The organism is Streptomyces sp. NPDC033180 (assembly GCF_055577645.1).
This window is the reverse complement of sequence record NZ_JBVIPU010000006.1, coordinates 34,793-50,642: the sequence shown is the minus strand read 5'-3', so window position 1 is coordinate 50,642 and position 15,850 is coordinate 34,793. Positions and strand designations below refer to the sequence as shown.

Here is a 15,850-nt window from a genome sequence, read left to right as displayed (position 1 = left end):
GCCGACGCCACCTCACTGCATCTGCCGCCGCACCAGCTCATGCAGCCGCCCGCCAGTATCCGCCAACAGCTGCGCGGGCGGCCCCTGTTGGACGACTCGGCCCTCCGACATGACGATGACCCGGTCCGCGTCCATGACCGTGGAGAGGCGGTGGGCGATGACGATGCGGGTGGCGTTCAGGGCTCGGGTGCTGTCGATGACCGTGCGTTGCGTTTCGTTGTCCAGGGCGCTGGTCGCCTCGTCGAAGAACAGGACGCGCGGGCGGCGGATCAGGGCCTGGGCGATCATCAGGCGCTGGCGTTGGCCGCCGGAGACGGCTCCGCCGCCGGAGATCATCGTGTGCAGGCCCATCGGCATGCGCTTGATGTCCTCGGCGAGGCCGGCCATCGCCGCTGCCTCCCACGCCTCTTCCTGCGTGAACGTCTCGGCGCCGCAGATGCAGTCCAGGATCGATCCGGTGAGTGGCTGCGCGTTCTGCAGGACGACGCCGCACTGGCGCCGGACGGCCGCCTGGTCCAGGGCGGAGAGGTCCTGGCCGTCGTAGAGGACGCTGCCCGAGACCGGCTTGTCGAAGCCGATCAGCAGGCGAAGGAGCGTCGATTTGCCGCAGCCGCTGGGGCCGACGACCGCGACGAACTCGCCCGGCCTGATGGACAGGGAGACGTCGTCCAGGACCAGGGGGCCGTCGTCCGCGTAGCGGAAGGACAGGGCGCGGGCCTCGATCTCGCCCTGCAGCTCGCCCGGCTGCGTGCTCGCGCCCCGCACCTCCGGGGCCTCGTCCAGTACCGGCTTGATCTGCTCGAACATCGGGAGCACGGCTGCCGCCGAGATCAGTGCGCCGGTCAGCTGGGTGACGGAGGTGAGGAGCATCGTCACCGCCGTGCTGAAGGTGAGGAACTCCCCCGCCGTGAGGCTGCCGCGGGCCGGGCCCGCGAGGAGGATGAACATGATGAGCGTGCAGAGCGGGAGATAGACCGAGTTGAGGACCGTCGTGACGTTCTTGATGCGGCCCGCGCGCTGCTGCAGCTCCCGGCTGCGGGCGAACTCCCCCGCCCACGCCGCGTACGCGAAGCTCTCCGCCCCGGCGACGCGGAGTTTGGGCAGGCCTCGCAGCGTCTGGAACGCCTGGTTGTTGAGCTTGTTGGAGAGCTCTACCAGGCGGCGCTGCCAGCGCAGCTCCCACAGGCCCAGGGTCAGGAACACCGCCGCGATCACCACCAGCATCGCCAGCGCGGCAAGCGCCAGCGGGACGCTGTAGAGGAGCAGCAGGACCAGGTTCATCGCACCGATCGTGCCCGCCTGCAGCGCGACGGGCCCGATACCCGAAAGCACCCGGCGGATCGCGCTGACGCCCATCGCCGCGCTCGCCAGTTCACCCGTCGAGCGCGAGGCGAAGAAGCGGGTGGGGAGGTTCAACAGGCGGTCCCAGACCGCTGGTTGGAGGGTGCTCTCCATGCGGCCCTCCATCCGGAGGATGGTGAGGTTCTGGAGCAGCATGAAGGCCGCGGAGACGATGCTCGTGATCATCACCGCCAGGGACACCTGGACGATGAGGCTCTTCTCGCCGTTCGGGACGAACACGCCGAGCACCTGTCCCGTCGCGATCGGCACCAGCGCCCCGATCGCCACCGTCACCAGACCGGCGATGGCCAGATTGCGTACGTCGCCGCCGGTGCCCCGCAGGCTGAAGCGGAACAGCCGCCACGGCGTCAACGCCCGCTCCGGCAGCGGGCGGTAGAACATGACCGCCTGCGGTTCGAACTCCTCCGCGTTGGTCTTGTCGATGCGCGTGCGCCGCCCGGAGGTGGGGTGCACGGACTCGTAGCCGCCGCGCCGCCACAGCAGCGCGACCGGCGTCCCACTCGCCGCGCGGTGTCCCACCAGGGGGCCCGTGTTCTCGCGCCACCAGCGCCCGTCGAGCCGCACGGCGCGGGTGCGGATGCGCGAGGCCACCGCGACCTGTTCCACGGGGTCGATCCGGTCGCTGACCGCGCCGCCCTCCGCGGCACCGGACAGCGTGATGCCCGCCGCCTCGGCGACCAGGCGGCAGGCGGCGTACGTCGCGTCGTCACCGCCGCGGGAGTCGGCGCCGCGTGAACTACCCCTGCCCGAACGGCCGATGGAGGCGATCAGCGTGCGGTCGGCCTGCTCGCGGACCTTCTCGCCTGCCTTGATGCCGGCCGCGGTGCGGTCCTCGTGGGCCCGCTCCAGGCGTTCGATCCAGCGGTCGAGCGTCGAGAGCAGCCGGTACTGCTGGTTGACCATGCGCTGCCACATGGAGGCGTCGACGAGCAGATCGCCCGCGGCCTCCGAGCTGTAGGCGGAGCCGTACTGCACGCTGCCCGGCGCGACCGGCATCCAGAGGATGTCGTCGTCGGTCACCACGTCGTCGGCCATGGTGCGGCCGTCGAGCGGCGCCTCGAACAGGACCCGGTGGCTGCGTCCGATGCCGAGCGCGAAGGCGTGCTCGAGCAGGCTCAGGGCCTGGTCCTGGGTGTCGTACTGACTGGGGTACTGCTGCTCGTAGGCCCAGGTGTCGCCGTAGTCGGGGCGGTACAGCTCGCGCAGCGGGATGCGGCGCAGCTCGCAGCCCTGGAGCGGGCGCCCGACGAGGGTGTGCTGGGGGCCCTCGACGGGGCCGAGGAGCAGGGTGCCCGGTTCGAGGCGGCCGAGGAAGTACCAGTGGCCCTGCTGCACGGCGTCGACCGCGAACAGATCGAGCGCGCCGGCCACGACGAGCCAGAGGACCTGCGGTCCTTCGAGGTGCACGCTGCGCAGGCCCGTGCAGTCGGCCGGGGTGCCGAGCGCGCCGAAGGCGGCGGCGACCGCATCGTCCGTGTACGGGGTGTACTGCTCCGGTACCGAGGTCACCTCAGTGCTCCTTGACCAGGTCGGCGTAGGGTCCGCCGGCGGCGACGAGGTGTTCGTGGCGTCCGCGTTCCACGACCGAGCCGTGGTCGAGGACGACGATCTCGTCGCTGTCGCGCACGGTGCTCAGGCGGTGGGCGATGACGACGCAGGCGCAGCCGCGGCGGCGCAGGTTGTCGATGATGACCTGCTCGGTCTCCGCGTCCAGGGCGCTGGTCACCTCGTCGAGCACGAGGATGCTGGGCCGGCGGACCAGGGCGCGCGCGATCTCCAGGCGCTGGCGCTGCCCGCCGGAGAAGTTGCGGCCGTCCTGCTCGACGCGGCCGTGGATGCCGCCGGGCCTGCGGGCCACGATGTCGAACAGGCAGGCGTCCTTGAGGGCGGCGACGACGGCGTCGTCCGGGATGGAGGGGTCCCACAGCGCCACGTTGTCGCGGATGGTGCCCTCGAAGAGGAAGACGTCCTGGTCGACGAAGGAGACGGAGGCGGCGAGTGCTCCGCGCGGGATGTCCTCAAGACGCTGTCCGTCGATGCGGATCGTGCCCTCCCAGGGGCTGTAGAGCCCCGAGATCAGGCGGGACACGGTCGACTTGCCACTGCCCGACCCGCCGACGAGCGCGACCTGCTGTCCGGGGCCGACCGCGAGGGAGAAGCCCGTCAGGAGCGGCTTGTCGAGGGGGCTGTAGCCGAAGGTGATGTCGTCGAGCGTGACGTGGCCCTTGAGGCGGCGGGTGCTCGCGGCTGGTTCCGGGCGGGAGTAGAGGGTGTCGACGGGGAAGTTCTCGACGTCCTTGAGGCGGGCGACGTCGGCGCCGAAGTCCTGGATGCGGCCCGCGACGCCGTTGAGGCGGGTGATCGGCGCGGTGAAGCGGGTGACCAGCGCCTGGAACGCGACGAGCAGGCCGATCGACAGGTGACCTTCCACCGCGCGCAGGCCGCCGATCCACAGGATCAGGGCGCTGTTGAGCGTCGCGAGGGTCGGCGCGACGATGCCGAGCCAGGCACTCGGCACACCGAGGCGCTGCTGCTCCTCCAGGGTGGTGGCGTGCTGGCCCGCCCACCGCCGGAAGTAGCCGTTCTCGCCGCCGGTGGCCTTCATGGTCTCGATCAACTGGAGGCCGGTGTAGGAGGTGTTGGTGAGCTTGGCGCTGTCGGCACGCAGCTTCTGGGTGCCGGTGGCCCGCAGCCGGATGACGATGCGCATCGCGACGATGTTCAGCAGGGCGATGCCGACGCCGACCAGGGTGAGCTGGGGGTCGTACGTCCACAGCAGGGCCGCGTAGAGGAGTACGACGATGCCGTCGACGCCCGCTGCGGTGAGGTCGCGGGCCAGGGTCTCGGCGACCGCGTCGTTCGAGGCGAGCCGCTGGACGAGGTCGGCGGGGCTGCGCTGGGCGTAGAACGTGACGGGCAGGCGCAGCAGGTGGCGCAGGAAGCGGGCGCTGCTCAGCGTGGAGGAGATGATGCGTCCGCGCAGCAGGTTCGCCTGTTGCAGCCAGGTGAGGATGACGGTGAGCGCCACCATCGCGCCCATCGACGCGAACAGGGCGCCCAGCAGAGATGTCTGATGGCCGATCAGGAACAAGTCGATGTACGTCCGGCTGAGCGCGGGCAGTGCCGCGCCGACCGCGACGAGCAGCAGGCTGGCGAAGAGCGCGGCGAGCATGGTGCCGGTGGTGCCGCGCAGCCGCGCGGGCATCGCCCGCATGACGCCGGGCTTGCGGCCTCCGGGGCGGAAGTTCTCGCCCGGTTCGAGGACCAGGACGACGCCGGTGAAGCTGGTGTCGAAGTCCTCGGAGGGGACGAACCTGCGCCCCTTGTCCGGGTCGTTGATGTACACGCCGCGACGGCCGAAGCGGCGGCCCATGCCGTCGTGGACGACGTAGTGGTTGAACTCCCAGAAGAGGATCGCGGGCGCCCTCACCTCGGCGAGCGCGGCCGGTTCCATCTGCATGCCCTTGGCCGTGAGGCCGTAACTGCGTGCCGCCTTCAGGAGGTTGCTGGCCCGCGAGCCGTCGCGGGACACGCCGCACGCGATGCGCAGCTCCTCCAGCGGGACGTGCCGTCCATAGTGCGCGAGGACCATGGCGAGCGCGGCGGCGCCGCACTCCACGGCTTCCATCTGCAGGACGGTGGGGGTACGGACGGTCTTGTGCCGCTTGCCCTTCGACGCGGGGCGCGGGGCTGCGGCGCGGCGGCGGCCCCGCTGGGGCTCGGGGCGGTGTCTGCGACGGCCGCCGGGGGGCGGCAGTTGCTGCTGGTGCTCCGGGGAGGGGTGCGGTGCGGTCACGGAAGCAGCCAATCGATCGGGCGCTGCTCGGCGAGGTGGAAGGCGCCGGTGGCCGGGGTCATGGAGTCGAGCGTGAAGGGAGGGCCGCCCGCGGTCGACCAGGAGTAGCCGGACTTGGTGGCCGATGAGGGTTCGAGCGAGACGAGGACGGCCACGGGTGGCCCGTCCTTGCTGAACTGCCCGGCCAGTTCCTTGTCGCCGAGGAATCCGCTGATCTTCTGTTCGCTCTGGGCGGTTCGGCCGATCGCCTTCACGCGGCCGCGCAGCATGCCGTACTCCTGCGTGGGCACGGACTGGACCGTGAGGTCCACCGAGGCTCCGACGGGGACGGTGGCGGCGCTGTCGGCCGGTACGTAGAGCATCGCGAGGAGGGGGTCGTCGCTGCCCGACACCCGCTCGACGGTCGCGACGTCGGCGCCGGTGGTGACGACGGTGCCGATCCTGGCGACCAGTGTGGACACACGGCCGGCGGCGATGGAGCGTACGACCTTGTCGCCCTGGTCCGTACGGACTTTGAGCACGGGAGCGCCCGCGGCGACCCGCTTTCCCTCTTCGGCGAGGACACGCGTCACCTGTCCGGTGACGGGGCTCTGCAGGACGTAACTGCCCTGACCGTGGGTGAGGATGCCGGGTGCGCGCAGTGTGGAGGAGATCGAGCCGGTCACGGCCCAGACGCCGGCGGCGGCCATGACGACGACGGTGACGGCGAGCACGAGCAGGCCCTGGGGTCGGGCGTAGCGCACCGGCAGGTCGAGTTCCTCGGGCGACTGCAGCTTGGACAGGGCCTGTTGGCGGAACTGCACGGAACGCTTCCCTTACTTTGCCTGTGGCGTCCGTGAGCCCCGGAACCAATGGTTCCGGGGCTCACGAATCATGGCGTCTCAGTGAGCTTCAGCTCAGAGACCAGCGGTCAGGCCGGAGGCCAGGCCCGTGACGGCGCCGGTGTTGAGACCGGTCACGCCCTCGACGGTGCCGACGACGCCGCCGACGACGCCCGAGACGGGGGCGATGGAGTCAACGGTGCTGGTGACGTTGCCCGCGACACCGGCGACGAGGCCACCGGAGACGTTGTCGAGGTCGGCGTCGGAAATCTCGAGGGTCTCGACCTGGGGGGTGTAGTTCATGGTGTGAGCTGCCCTTCTCATGAATGGTGCAAAGGTGTTTCCAACACTGCGGAACCTGAAGTGCGAATTCCGCGGTGGCCAGGATCAAAGCACGTTCGCAGGTCGTACATCCAATCGACGTTGTGATGTCCGACGGCGCTCGCGGCATCGAATCACCGCTGCGTGCAGGCATGTTCACCGCGCGGGAGCAGCTCCTTCACAAGCTTCACAGACGGAAATCCCGCGAGCGGAAGGACTCCCTCCACCAAAGCGGACACTCTCGCACCAAAGCGAAAGTTCTGTGGTCAATACACAAGGGCTTCGCGTGGACTATTCGCCGAATGGCGTGACTGGGCTGCGCATTCGATGTGCAGATTTATTGAAGGCGTGCTGAATCGTGGCCGAAGGGGACACCGGGAGCGGATACCGGGCCGGACATCGGGAGGGGACGCCAGGAGGGGCACGGGGGCGGGGCGCGGGAGGCGACGGCCCGGTACCCGCCGAGCTTCCGCCGGACGTCATAATTGCGGCCATGCGGATCTCAGCCAGGGCGGACTACGCGGTACGTGCCGCGCTGCAACTCGCCGCGTGCCAGGACGGCGGGCCGCTGAAGGCCGAGGCCATCGCGGACGCCCAGGAGATCCCGCACAAGTTCCTCGAGAGCATCCTCAACGACATGCGGCGCGGCGGTCTCGTCCTCAGCCAGCGCGGCGGCAACGGCGGCTACCGCCTGGCCCGGCCCGCCGACCGCATCAGCATCGCGGACGTCATCCGCGTCGTGGAGGGCCCCTTGGTGTCGGTGCGCGGAGTACGCCCTCCGGAGCTGGCCTACAGCGGGCCCGCGACATCGCTGCTGCCGCTGTGGATCGCGCTGCGGGCGAACGTGCGCCAGATCCTCGAAGGCGTGACTCTGGCCGACGTCGCGGGCGCCGAACTGCCCACCCCGGTCACGGAGCTCGCCGCGGACCCCGCGGCCTGGACGAATCCCTAGGCAAGGCGAGCCCGGTGAGGTCGAGGGCCAGTTGGTTTCCCCAGTCGTTGGCGAAGACGGCGGTCGCTCCTTCATGACGCACGCCCACGAACGGGTTGGAGCGGAACATGACGCGACCCACAGCAAGGAGCGGTCGGCGTCGAGCCGGGCCAGGTAGCCGATGTTCCCCATGCCGCTGCCCCCGCCGGACACCCACCCCCCCACCATCGGGCAGCGGACTCTCGAAGATGGAGTACGCCTCGGTGACACCGTCCTCCTCGACGGCCTGGACCACGTCGGCCTGCGCCCCGTCGCGGAAGGGCATCTCTCCCGCCGCCCACAGACGCTCGATGAGTCCCACGCCGGATGAGCCCCGCGTCTCCACCCGCCCAGGACCTAGCGCCGGTTGCGGGGGTGGTCGCGCGCCGTGCGTTCGTTGCCGTGCTTGTACGCGCCGGTCCAACGGGCCATCACCAGCTGGGCGTCGCCCGACTCGACCTCGGCGAGGAACTTCTCGGCGCGCGCACCGCGCAGCCTGCCGGCCGCGCGCCCATGGTGGGTGATCGTCACGCCGGCGTCTGGGTGCTGCTCGTAGGTGAACCCGGAAGGTCTTGGCATGGTCGGATGCTAGGCATGACGGTGGCCCTTCCGTAACCGAATTTCGGTGCGCCCTCGGAGCGCCCTCGGGCGATCAGCAGGAAGGGCCGTCGCCGGAGCCGCCGTCCCGGTCCCAACTTGCGAGACGGAGCGGTCCGCCCCTTGAACACCCCCTTGTCGCGGCGGGAGTTCACACCCACTATTCCTATCAATCAGGTAGGGAAACTAGGAATCTGTGAGGCGTCCCCGTGACAACGCTGATCCCCTCCGCCTCGCCGCGCGTCGTCCGGGACCTCGCCGACGACCTCGCCGTCGACGCGGACCTGCGCGACCGGGCGGGCAAGCCTCCGGTCGACGAGGTCTCGCGGCTGCGCGAGGCGGGACTGCCCGCGCTCCTGATGCCGCCCGGCCAGGACGGCCCGCAGGGCCGGGGCAGCGACTGGCGCACGGCGTGTACGGCGCTCAGGGACATCGCGGCGGCGGACAGCTCCATCGCCGAACTCCTCGCGCACCACCACGCCCTGTCGTGGAGTCCGCGCCTCTTCGGCACGCCCGAAGACGCAGCCGCGCTCGAACTGCGCGCCGTGCGCGAGCAGTGGCTCTGGGGCGGTGACATCGAACTGCCGGACGCGCAGACGCCCACCGGCCTCGCGCTCATCCCGGCCGCCGACGGGTACGTCCTGCACGGCAGGCGCCCGCTGACCGCGGGCGTCACCGTCGCCGACCGGCTCGTCCACACGGCGCGGCGCACGGACACCGGCGAGTGGGCGGTCGTCCATGTGGACCCGGCCCACCCCGGCGTCCACGCCGAACCGGCACACGATCTGCTCGGGCAGCGCCTGAGCGGTACGGGCGGTGTCAGCTACGACGACGTACCGGTGGCCGCGCACCAAGTCCTCGGCACGGTCCCCGTGGACGAGCACGAGATCTCACCGTTCACCGCGCTCGCCCCGCTGGCCCGCCGCCTCCTACTCGTCCAGGTCGGCCTCGGCAACGCGGAGGGCGCGCTGGCCGAGGCACGGGACATCAGCCGCTCCCTGCCGCGTCCCGCCGCCATGTCGGCCGCCCTGGACACCAGCGGTGACTGTGGGCCGCCGCCCACCGACCCCTATCTGCTGCTCGCCTACGGGGAGTTGGCGACGGCCGCGCACAGCGCCGCCGCGGTGGTGGAACGCGCGACGGAGGCGTTGGCCCAAGGCCTGGAGACGGGGCCGGCGCTCGGCGCCGGCGAGCGTGCCGACATCGCGTTCCTCGTGGGCGCGGCCGAAGCGGTCACCACCCGGTCCGCCCTGCACATCACCACCCGCGTCCTCGAACTCACCGCCGACGCGCCCTCTCCTCCGGCCGACCCCGGGCTCGACAGGTTCTGGCGCAACGCCCGCGCCCTGACGGCCCACAGCTCCGCAGCGCACCGCCTGCGCGACCTCGGGGAGCACTACCTCAACGGACTTCAGTAGACGTCCGCCTCGGCCTTCGGGTAGATGTCGATCGAGCACGACGTCCCGCATCCGCAAGGCCGGCCCCGTCGGCCACGCACAGCAGATCCTGACGGTCCGCGCCCTGTAGAGCAGCGGGCCGCCCAGCCATCCGGCATGTCGCGTCCATGACATCGTCACAACTTCGACCCACAACGTTCATACAGTGATGTGCCCACCCGTGCCACTCTCCCGTTGGCCCACTAGTCAACTCGCGTAGAACGCGGACCCTGTTGAGGGACTCCGCGGTGCGCGAGCCTCTGGGAGAGGACACCCCCACATGCCCGTCCCTCACATACGTCGCTGGAAACCGCTGGCCATGACGGCCGCCGCGGTCCTCGTCGGGATCACCGTCCCGGCCGCCGCCGACGCCGCGACCACGGCCCCCACGCCGACCGCGGCAGCCACCGGTGCCTATGACGACACGTACTACAAGGACGCCATCGGCAAGACCGGTCCGGAGCTGAAGAGCGCCCTGCACACGATCATCAGCGACCAGACCAAGCTGTCGTACGACCAGGTCTGGGACGCGCTGAAGGTCACCGACGAGGACCCGGCGGAGAGCGGCAACGTGATCCTGCTCTACACCGGCCGCTCGCAGAGCAAGGACAGCAACGGCGGCGACCCGGACCAGTGGAACCGTGAGCACACCTGGGCCAAGTCCCACGGCGACTTCGGCACCGCGACCGGCCCGGGGACCGACATCCACCACCTGCGGCCGACGGACGTCTCGGTCAACAGCACCCGCGGCAACAAGGACTTCGACAACGGCGGCAGCGAGGTCGGCGAGGCGCCCGGCAACTACACCGACTCCGACTCCTTCGAGCCCCGTGACGCCGTCAAGGGCGATGTGGCCCGCATGATCCTCTACATGGCCGTGCGCTACGACGGTGAGGACGGCTTCGCCGACCTCGAACCCAACGACAAGGTCGACAACGGCAGCGCCCCGGCCATCGGGCGCCTCTCCGTGCTCAAGCAGTGGAGCGACGAGGACCCGCCGGACACGTTCGAGAAGAACCGCAACCAGGCCATCTACGACCAGTTCCAGCACAACCGCAACCCGTTCGTCGACCACCCCGAGTGGGTCGGAGCGATCTGGTAGATCGCAGGCGCCGGTGGTGGCAACGATCCCTGGAGCGCTGCCACCACCGGCACTTGACGGAGCGTCAGGACACCACGTCGCCCAGCGGCTTGCCCTCCAGGTGGCCGACGACGTTCTGGATCGCGGCGAGACCGATGCGCACGAGCGTCTCGCGGGTCACGCCCGCGACATGCGGCGAGAGCACCACGTTCGGAGCCTTGAGCAGGCGCAGGGCGGCGGTGGGCGGTTCGGGGTCGAAGATGTCGATGCCCGCCCCGGCCAGCGTGCCGGCCGTGAGGGCGTCGGCGAGGGCGTCCTGGTCGATGAGCGCACCCCGCGCCGTGTTGATGACGAAGGCCGTCGGCTTCAGGAGGGCGAGGCGCTCGGCGTCCAGGAGGTGGCGCGTCCGCTCGGTGAGCGGGGCGTGCAGGCTGACGTAGTCGGAGGTACGGAGCAGCTCGTCGAGTTCGACGTGGCGCGCGCCGCCGAGGCGGGCCTCCGCCTCCGCTCCCAGGGCGCTCGGCCCGGCGTAGACGATGCTCATGTCGAACACGACCGCGCGGCGGGCGACTTCCTCGCCGATGTGGCCGAGTCCCACGATGCCGAGCGTCTTGCCCGAGAGCTCGGTGATGGACTGCTGGAGGCGGGGCAGCGCCCAGTCCGCCTCGGTGAGAGCGGTGTGCGCCGGGATCAGCTGCTTGGCGAGGGCGAGCATGAGGGCGAAGGTCTGCTCGGCGACGTTCTGCTTCTCGGCGCCGCTGGAGCCGATCGAGCAGACGTGCACGCCCCGTGTGCGGGCCGCGTCCAGGTCCACGTAGTCGAAGCCGTGGCTCGCGCACTGGACGACTTCCAGGTCCGGGGCCGCCGCGATGTGTTCGGCGGTGACCGGGGCGAGGCCGGTGATGATGACGTGTGCCTCGCGCAGGGCAGCGGGGTCCTCGTCGGCCGACTCGACGACGGCGACATGCGCCGACGCGGGAAGCAGCCCGGCGAGGGCGCCTCCCGCCGCGCGGCCGCCCACGTGGGGCGAGACGATGGCGAGGACGTTCTTCACAGCGGTCATGCGGTCTCCTCGATCAGGTCGTCGGGGGTGAGCGTGGCGGGCCCGGCATGCCCGGACAGGGCCAGGGTAAGGTCGAGTTCGGCGAGCAGACAGCGGATCACGTGGTCGACGCCCGCCTGGCCGTCCAAGCCGAGCCCATAGGCGTAGGGCCGTCCCACGAGCACGGCCTCGGCGCCCAGCGCGAGCGCCTTGAAGATGTCGTCACCGGTGCGGATCCCGCTGTCGAAGAGGACGGAGAGCCGGTCGCCGACCGCCTCCACGACGCGGGGCAGCGCGTCGGCCGCAGCGACGGAGCCCGCGACCTGCCGGCCGCCGTGGTTGGAGACCACCACTCCGTCCATGCCGGCGTCGGCGGCGCGGCGGGCGTCGTCCGGGTGCAGGATGCCCTTGAGCACGATCGGACCGTCCCAGTTCTCGCGCAGGAACGCCAGGTCCGGCCAGGTCTTCGCGGGGTCGGCGAACATGCCGACGAAGTGCATCACCGCCGCGTTCGGGTCCTCGTGCACCGGCTTGGCGAGACCGGCGCGGAACGCCGGGTCGCTGAAGTAGTTGGCGGTGCCCACCCCGTGCAGGAACGGCAGATACGCCTGGTCGAGGTCGCGCGGCCGCCAGGCGAGGAGCGGGGTGTCGAGCGTGACGACCAGGGCCGTGAAGCCCGAGGCCTTCGCCCGGTCCAGGAAGCTCTTGGTGACGTCACGGTCCTTGGCCCAGTACAGCTGGAACCACCGCTGTGTGTCCCCCATCTCCTTGGCGACCTGCTCCATGGGGGTGCTGGACGCCGAGGACAGGATGTACGGGACTCCGCGGACAGCTGCCGCCCGGGCGGCGGCGGACTCGCCATCCGGATGCATGATCGACAGGACGCCGACGGGCGCGAGGGCGAGCGGCGCCGGCAACCGGTGGCCGAGCACCTCCACGGACAGATCGCGTTCGTGTACGTCGCGCAGCATGCGGGGCACGATCCGGCGCCGGTCGAGTGCCTCACGATTGGCGCGGGCGGTACTGCCGTTGCCCGCGCTTCCGGAGACGTAGCCGACCGGCCCCGGGCCGAGGCGCTGCTCGGTCAGCTCCTCCAGGCGGGTCAGGTCGGTGGGCAGGCGGGGTACGGCGCCAGTCATGCCGTTGAGATAGATCTCGTACTGGAAGTCCGCCCAGTTCGGCGTCGTCGTCATGTGGTGGGTCCCGTCCGGTGGCCGTGAGACTGCGTGAGGCTGTGAGACTGCGTGAGCTGTGAGACTGCATGAGCTGTGAGACTGCGTGAGCTGTGAGACTGCGTGAGACAGCACTGTCCACCCGTCGATCCTTGCCACAGTGACAAGCGCCGTCCATGGCCGTACGCACCCTTTTCCGATGGGACTATCACCCTGTGACAAACAAGCGGGAACGCGTCCGGCAGGAACTCCTGGCCGACGCCCGTCTCGTCGAGGCGGTCGTCGACGCGGTGCACGAACAAGTTCCGGCGTACACGGCGCTGGACGGCAGCAGGTTCCCCGAGGTACGGGCCAGCGCGGCCTGGGCGACGGACCGGCTCCTCGACCACTGGGTGACGGACGGTGCGATCGGCGACGGTGAGCTGCGGCGCTTCCGCGGCGGCGCGCGCGGCGGACGGCTGCCCCTTGCAGGCGGTGCTCCGCGCCTACCGGGTCGCGGCCGCGGTGCTCGCCGACGAGGTCGCCGCCCGCGCGCCGCAGCTGTCCGCGCGGGACGCCTTCGCCCTCGCACAGCTGCTGCTCCCTCTATGGCAAGTGGTTCGGATGCAACGGCGTCAACTACAACGCGTACACCTGCTGGCCGATCGCCTGACCGCAACCGTCCGCCGGGCGGCGGCCCTTCGCCCGGCGGACGGGCACCTCACCTGCGCCCCCACTCCTCGGCGAGCAGTTCGTAGGAGCGCACCCGCTCGGCGTGGCCGTGGGTGATGGTCGTGATGAGCAACTCATCGGCGTCGGTGGCTTCCTGGAGCTGTTCCAGGAGGTCCGCGACGCGTCCCGGGGAGCCGGTGAACTGGGTTTGGGTGCGGTCCTCGACCAGGGCCCTGTCGGCGTCGGTCCAGACGTGCCGGCGTGCCTCGGCCGGAGTGGGGTACTGGATGGCGCCCTCGGCCGTGCGGATGCTGCGGACCCACGGGCCATAGCCCGCGGCGAGTTCGCGTGCGGACTCGTCGTCCTCGGCGACGACGACGTCGGCGGAGACGCTGACGTAGGGCCTGTCGAGTACGTCGGAGGGTTTGAACGCGGCGCGGTAGCCCTCCACGGCTTCGAGTACCGTGCCCGGACTGACGTGGTAGTTCGCGGCGAAAGGAAGGCCGCCCCGGCCCGCGACGTCTGCGCTCGGGCCGCCGCTGCTGCCCAGGATCCACACCTGGATGTCGGCTCCCTCGCCGGGGACGACATGCGCTTCGATGCCGTCGTCCGAGCGGTACGTTCCCGCGAGCAGCGCGAGGATGTCGTCGACCTGCTCCCCGTAGTCCGGTGCCTCGGCGCGGGGCTGCTGGAGCAGCTTGCGCTGGAGGGCGACGCGGGGTGAGCCGAGCAGATGCTCGTAGGAGAACCGCGCCGGGATCCGCAGCCCGTTGGGGGCGCGGCCGTCGACGACGGGGGTCGCGGTCGGCGGCGGAGCAGCGGGCGTTCGGGGCGGCTTGCCGCCGGAGCGGCCGAGCCCCAGGTCGAGGCGCCCGGGATGCAGCGCGTCGATCAGGCCGAACTCCTCGACCGTGGAGAGCGCGGTGCGGTGACCGAGCTGTACGGCTCCTGCCCCGAGCCGGATCGTCGAGGTCGCGGCGGCGGTCAGGGCGAGGACGACCGCGGGCGAGGTGCCGGCCACGCCCGGGTTGAGGTGATGCTCGGCGAACCAGTAGCGGGCGTAGCCGAGTTGCTCGGTCCGCCGGGCCAGGTCGATGGAGTTGTACAGCGCCTGGGCCGCGGTGGAGCCGGACGAGACCGGGACCAGGTCGAGGACGCCGAGAGGAACGGGTGACATGGGTGGGTCCTCTTCTCAGTGGGCGGCCGACGCGGGCTCGGGCAAGGGCGCGACCGCGTCGGGGTGGGCCAGGCCCAGGTGGTCGCGCAGGGTGGTGCCCTCGTACTCCGTGCGGAAGACGCCGCGTTCCTGGAGCAGCGGGACCACGGTGTCGGCGAAGGTGTCGAGGCCGCCGGGGGTGAGGTGCGGGACGAGAACGAAGCCGTCGGCGGCGTCGGCCTGGACGAAGGAGTTGATCGTCCCGGCGACGGTGGCCGGGGCGCCGACGAAGGACTGGCGGTTGCCGGTCTCGATGACGAGGTCGCGGATGGACCACTTGTTCGCGGCGGCCAGTTCCCGCCACTCACGGGCAGTGGCCAGCGGGTCGCGGTACATCCGCACCTGGGCCCGGCCGCGGGCGATGGTGTGCTCACCGGTGTCCGGGTCGATGTCGGGCAGCGGGCCTTCCGGGTCGTACGCGGAGAGGTCGCGGTTCCAGACGAACTCCAGGTGCTTGATGGCGGTGGCGCCGCTGACCTGTTTGCGCCGCACCTCCCGGGAGAGTTCTTCCGCCTCGGCGTCCGTGTCCCCGATGACGAAGGTCGCGGCGGGCAGGATGAGGAGCTGGTCGTGGGTGCGGCCGTGGCGGGCCAGGCGGCCCTTGACGTCCGTGTAGAACCGCTGGCCTTCCTTGAGCGTGCTGTACCGGCTGAAGATCGCGTCGGCGTCCGCGGCCGCGAACTCACGCCCTTCGTCCGAGTCACCGGCCTGGAAGATGACCGGCCGCCCCTGAGGACTGCGCGGGACATTGAACTGCCCCTGAATGTCGAAGTGTTGGCCCGGGTGGACGAAGGCGCCCGCCCGGGCGTCACGCAGGAAGCTGCCGGTCTCCCGGTCGGCGACGATCTCGTCCCCGCGCCAGGAGTCGAACAGCTCACCCGCCGTGTGGAGGAATTCCTTCGCCCTGGAGTAGCGCTCCTCCTGCGGCAGGAAACCGCCGCGGCGGAAGTTCTCGCCGGTGAAGGCGTCCCAGGAGGTCACGACGTTCCACGCGGCACGCCCGCCCGAGAGGTGGTCGAGGCTTGCGAACTGGCGGGCCACCTCGTAGGGCTCGTTGAAGGTGGAGTTGATGGTGCCGGTCAGGCCGAGGCGTTCGGTGACGGCGGCGAGCGCGCTGAGGACGGCGAACGTGTCGGGCCGCCCCACGACGTCCAGGTCGTAGATGTGCCCGCCCTGTTCACGCAGGCGCAGCCCCTCGGCGAGGAAGAGGAAGTCGAACTTGGCGCGCTCGGCGGTCCGCGCGAAACGCGCGAAGGAGTCGAACTCGATGTGGCTGCCGGCCTCCGGGTCGCTCCATACGGTGGTGTTGTTGACGCCGGGGAAGTGTGCCGCGAGGTGGATCTGCTTGAGCGGCTCGTCCGGTGACGGCGACTTGCTCATGTCGG

General features: G+C 70.8%; 13 protein-coding genes. 4 read left to right on the top strand and 9 right to left on the bottom strand.

Going from position 1 to position 15,850, the window contains the following annotated elements; translation table 11 throughout:
- Nucleotides 1–12: 12 nt before the first annotated feature.
- The 4 genes from ACZ5WE_RS18730 to ACZ5WE_RS18715 form a co-directional block, all read right to left on the bottom strand.
- Complete coding sequence (locus ACZ5WE_RS18730) at nt 13–2,871, bottom strand: NHLP bacteriocin export ABC transporter permease/ATPase subunit (protein WP_467694747.1); 2,859 nt, start codon at nt 2,869–2,871, stop codon at nt 13–15.
- 1 nt (nt 2,872) lies between these two features.
- Nucleotides 2,873–5,119 (bottom strand): NHLP family bacteriocin export ABC transporter peptidase/permease/ATPase subunit, encoded by a 2,247-nt coding sequence (locus tag ACZ5WE_RS18725; RefSeq protein ID WP_467694827.1) that lies wholly within the window; start codon nt 5,117–5,119, stop codon nt 2,873–2,875.
- Nucleotides 5,120–5,154: 35 nt separating this feature from the next.
- The gene (locus ACZ5WE_RS18720) at nt 5,155–5,961 is read right to left on the bottom strand and encodes a biotin/lipoyl-containing protein (protein WP_467694749.1); all 807 of its coding nucleotides are present in this window, start codon (nt 5,959–5,961) and stop codon (nt 5,155–5,157) included.
- Nucleotides 5,962–6,054: 93 nt separating this feature from the next.
- Nucleotides 6,055–6,282, bottom strand: coding sequence for a type A2 lantipeptide (locus ACZ5WE_RS18715; protein WP_249585724.1), 228 nt, complete (start codon nt 6,280–6,282; stop codon nt 6,055–6,057).
- Nucleotides 6,283–6,793: 511 nt separating this feature from the next.
- Between ACZ5WE_RS18715 and ACZ5WE_RS18710 the strand changes: the two genes are divergently transcribed.
- A complete protein-coding gene (locus tag ACZ5WE_RS18710) occupies nt 6,794–7,252 on the top strand; it encodes an RrF2 family transcriptional regulator (protein ID WP_467694751.1) in 459 nt (152 codons plus the stop codon).
- A gap of 169 nt (nt 7,253–7,421) precedes the next feature.
- Nucleotides 7,422–7,601 (top strand): hypothetical protein, encoded by a 180-nt coding sequence (locus ACZ5WE_RS18705; protein ID WP_467694753.1) that lies wholly within the window; start codon nt 7,422–7,424, stop codon nt 7,599–7,601.
- Between the two features lie 26 nt (nt 7,602–7,627).
- Here the strand turns inward: ACZ5WE_RS18705 and ACZ5WE_RS18700 are convergent, their stop codons facing one another.
- Nucleotides 7,628–7,849 (bottom strand): hypothetical protein, encoded by a 222-nt coding sequence (locus ACZ5WE_RS18700; protein WP_467694755.1) that lies wholly within the window; start codon nt 7,847–7,849, stop codon nt 7,628–7,630.
- Between the two features lie 227 nt (nt 7,850–8,076).
- Between ACZ5WE_RS18700 and ACZ5WE_RS18695 the strand changes: the two genes are divergently transcribed.
- Both ACZ5WE_RS18695 and ACZ5WE_RS18690 read left to right on the top strand, forming a co-directional pair.
- Nucleotides 8,077–9,285, top strand: a complete 1,209-nt coding sequence (locus tag ACZ5WE_RS18695) for an acyl-CoA dehydrogenase family protein (protein ID WP_467694757.1) — start codon at nt 8,077–8,079, stop codon at nt 9,283–9,285.
- Nucleotides 9,286–9,583: 298 nt separating this feature from the next.
- Complete coding sequence (locus ACZ5WE_RS18690; protein WP_467694759.1) at nt 9,584–10,405, top strand: endonuclease I family protein; 822 nt, start codon at nt 9,584–9,586, stop codon at nt 10,403–10,405.
- A gap of 64 nt (nt 10,406–10,469) precedes the next feature.
- Here ACZ5WE_RS18690 and ACZ5WE_RS18685 read toward each other — a convergent pair whose 3' ends face one another.
- The 4 genes from ACZ5WE_RS18685 to ACZ5WE_RS18670 all read right to left on the bottom strand — a co-directional run bounded on the left by ACZ5WE_RS18685 (nt 10,470) and on the right by ACZ5WE_RS18670 (nt 15,845).
- The gene (locus ACZ5WE_RS18685; RefSeq protein ID WP_467694761.1) at nt 10,470–11,447 is read right to left on the bottom strand and encodes a 2-hydroxyacid dehydrogenase; all 978 of its coding nucleotides are present in this window, start codon (nt 11,445–11,447) and stop codon (nt 10,470–10,472) included.
- Nucleotides 11,444–12,619 carry a lactate 2-monooxygenase gene (locus ACZ5WE_RS18680; protein ID WP_467694763.1) on the bottom strand — a complete coding sequence of 392 codons (1,176 nt, stop codon included), beginning with the start codon at nt 12,617–12,619 and terminating at the stop codon, nt 11,444–11,446. Before ACZ5WE_RS18680 ends, ACZ5WE_RS18685 begins: the two co-directional genes overlap by 4 nt.
- A gap of 679 nt (nt 12,620–13,298) precedes the next feature.
- Entirely contained in the window at nt 13,299–14,426 is a 1,128-nt protein-coding gene (locus ACZ5WE_RS18675; protein WP_467694765.1) for an LLM class flavin-dependent oxidoreductase, read from the bottom strand.
- 15 nt (nt 14,427–14,441) lie between these two features.
- Nucleotides 14,442–15,845: an NtaA/DmoA family FMN-dependent monooxygenase gene (locus tag ACZ5WE_RS18670; RefSeq protein WP_467694767.1), complete on the bottom strand. Its 1,404-nt coding sequence runs from the start codon at nt 15,843–15,845 to the stop codon at nt 14,442–14,444.
- Nucleotides 15,846–15,850: the final 5 nt, after the last annotated feature.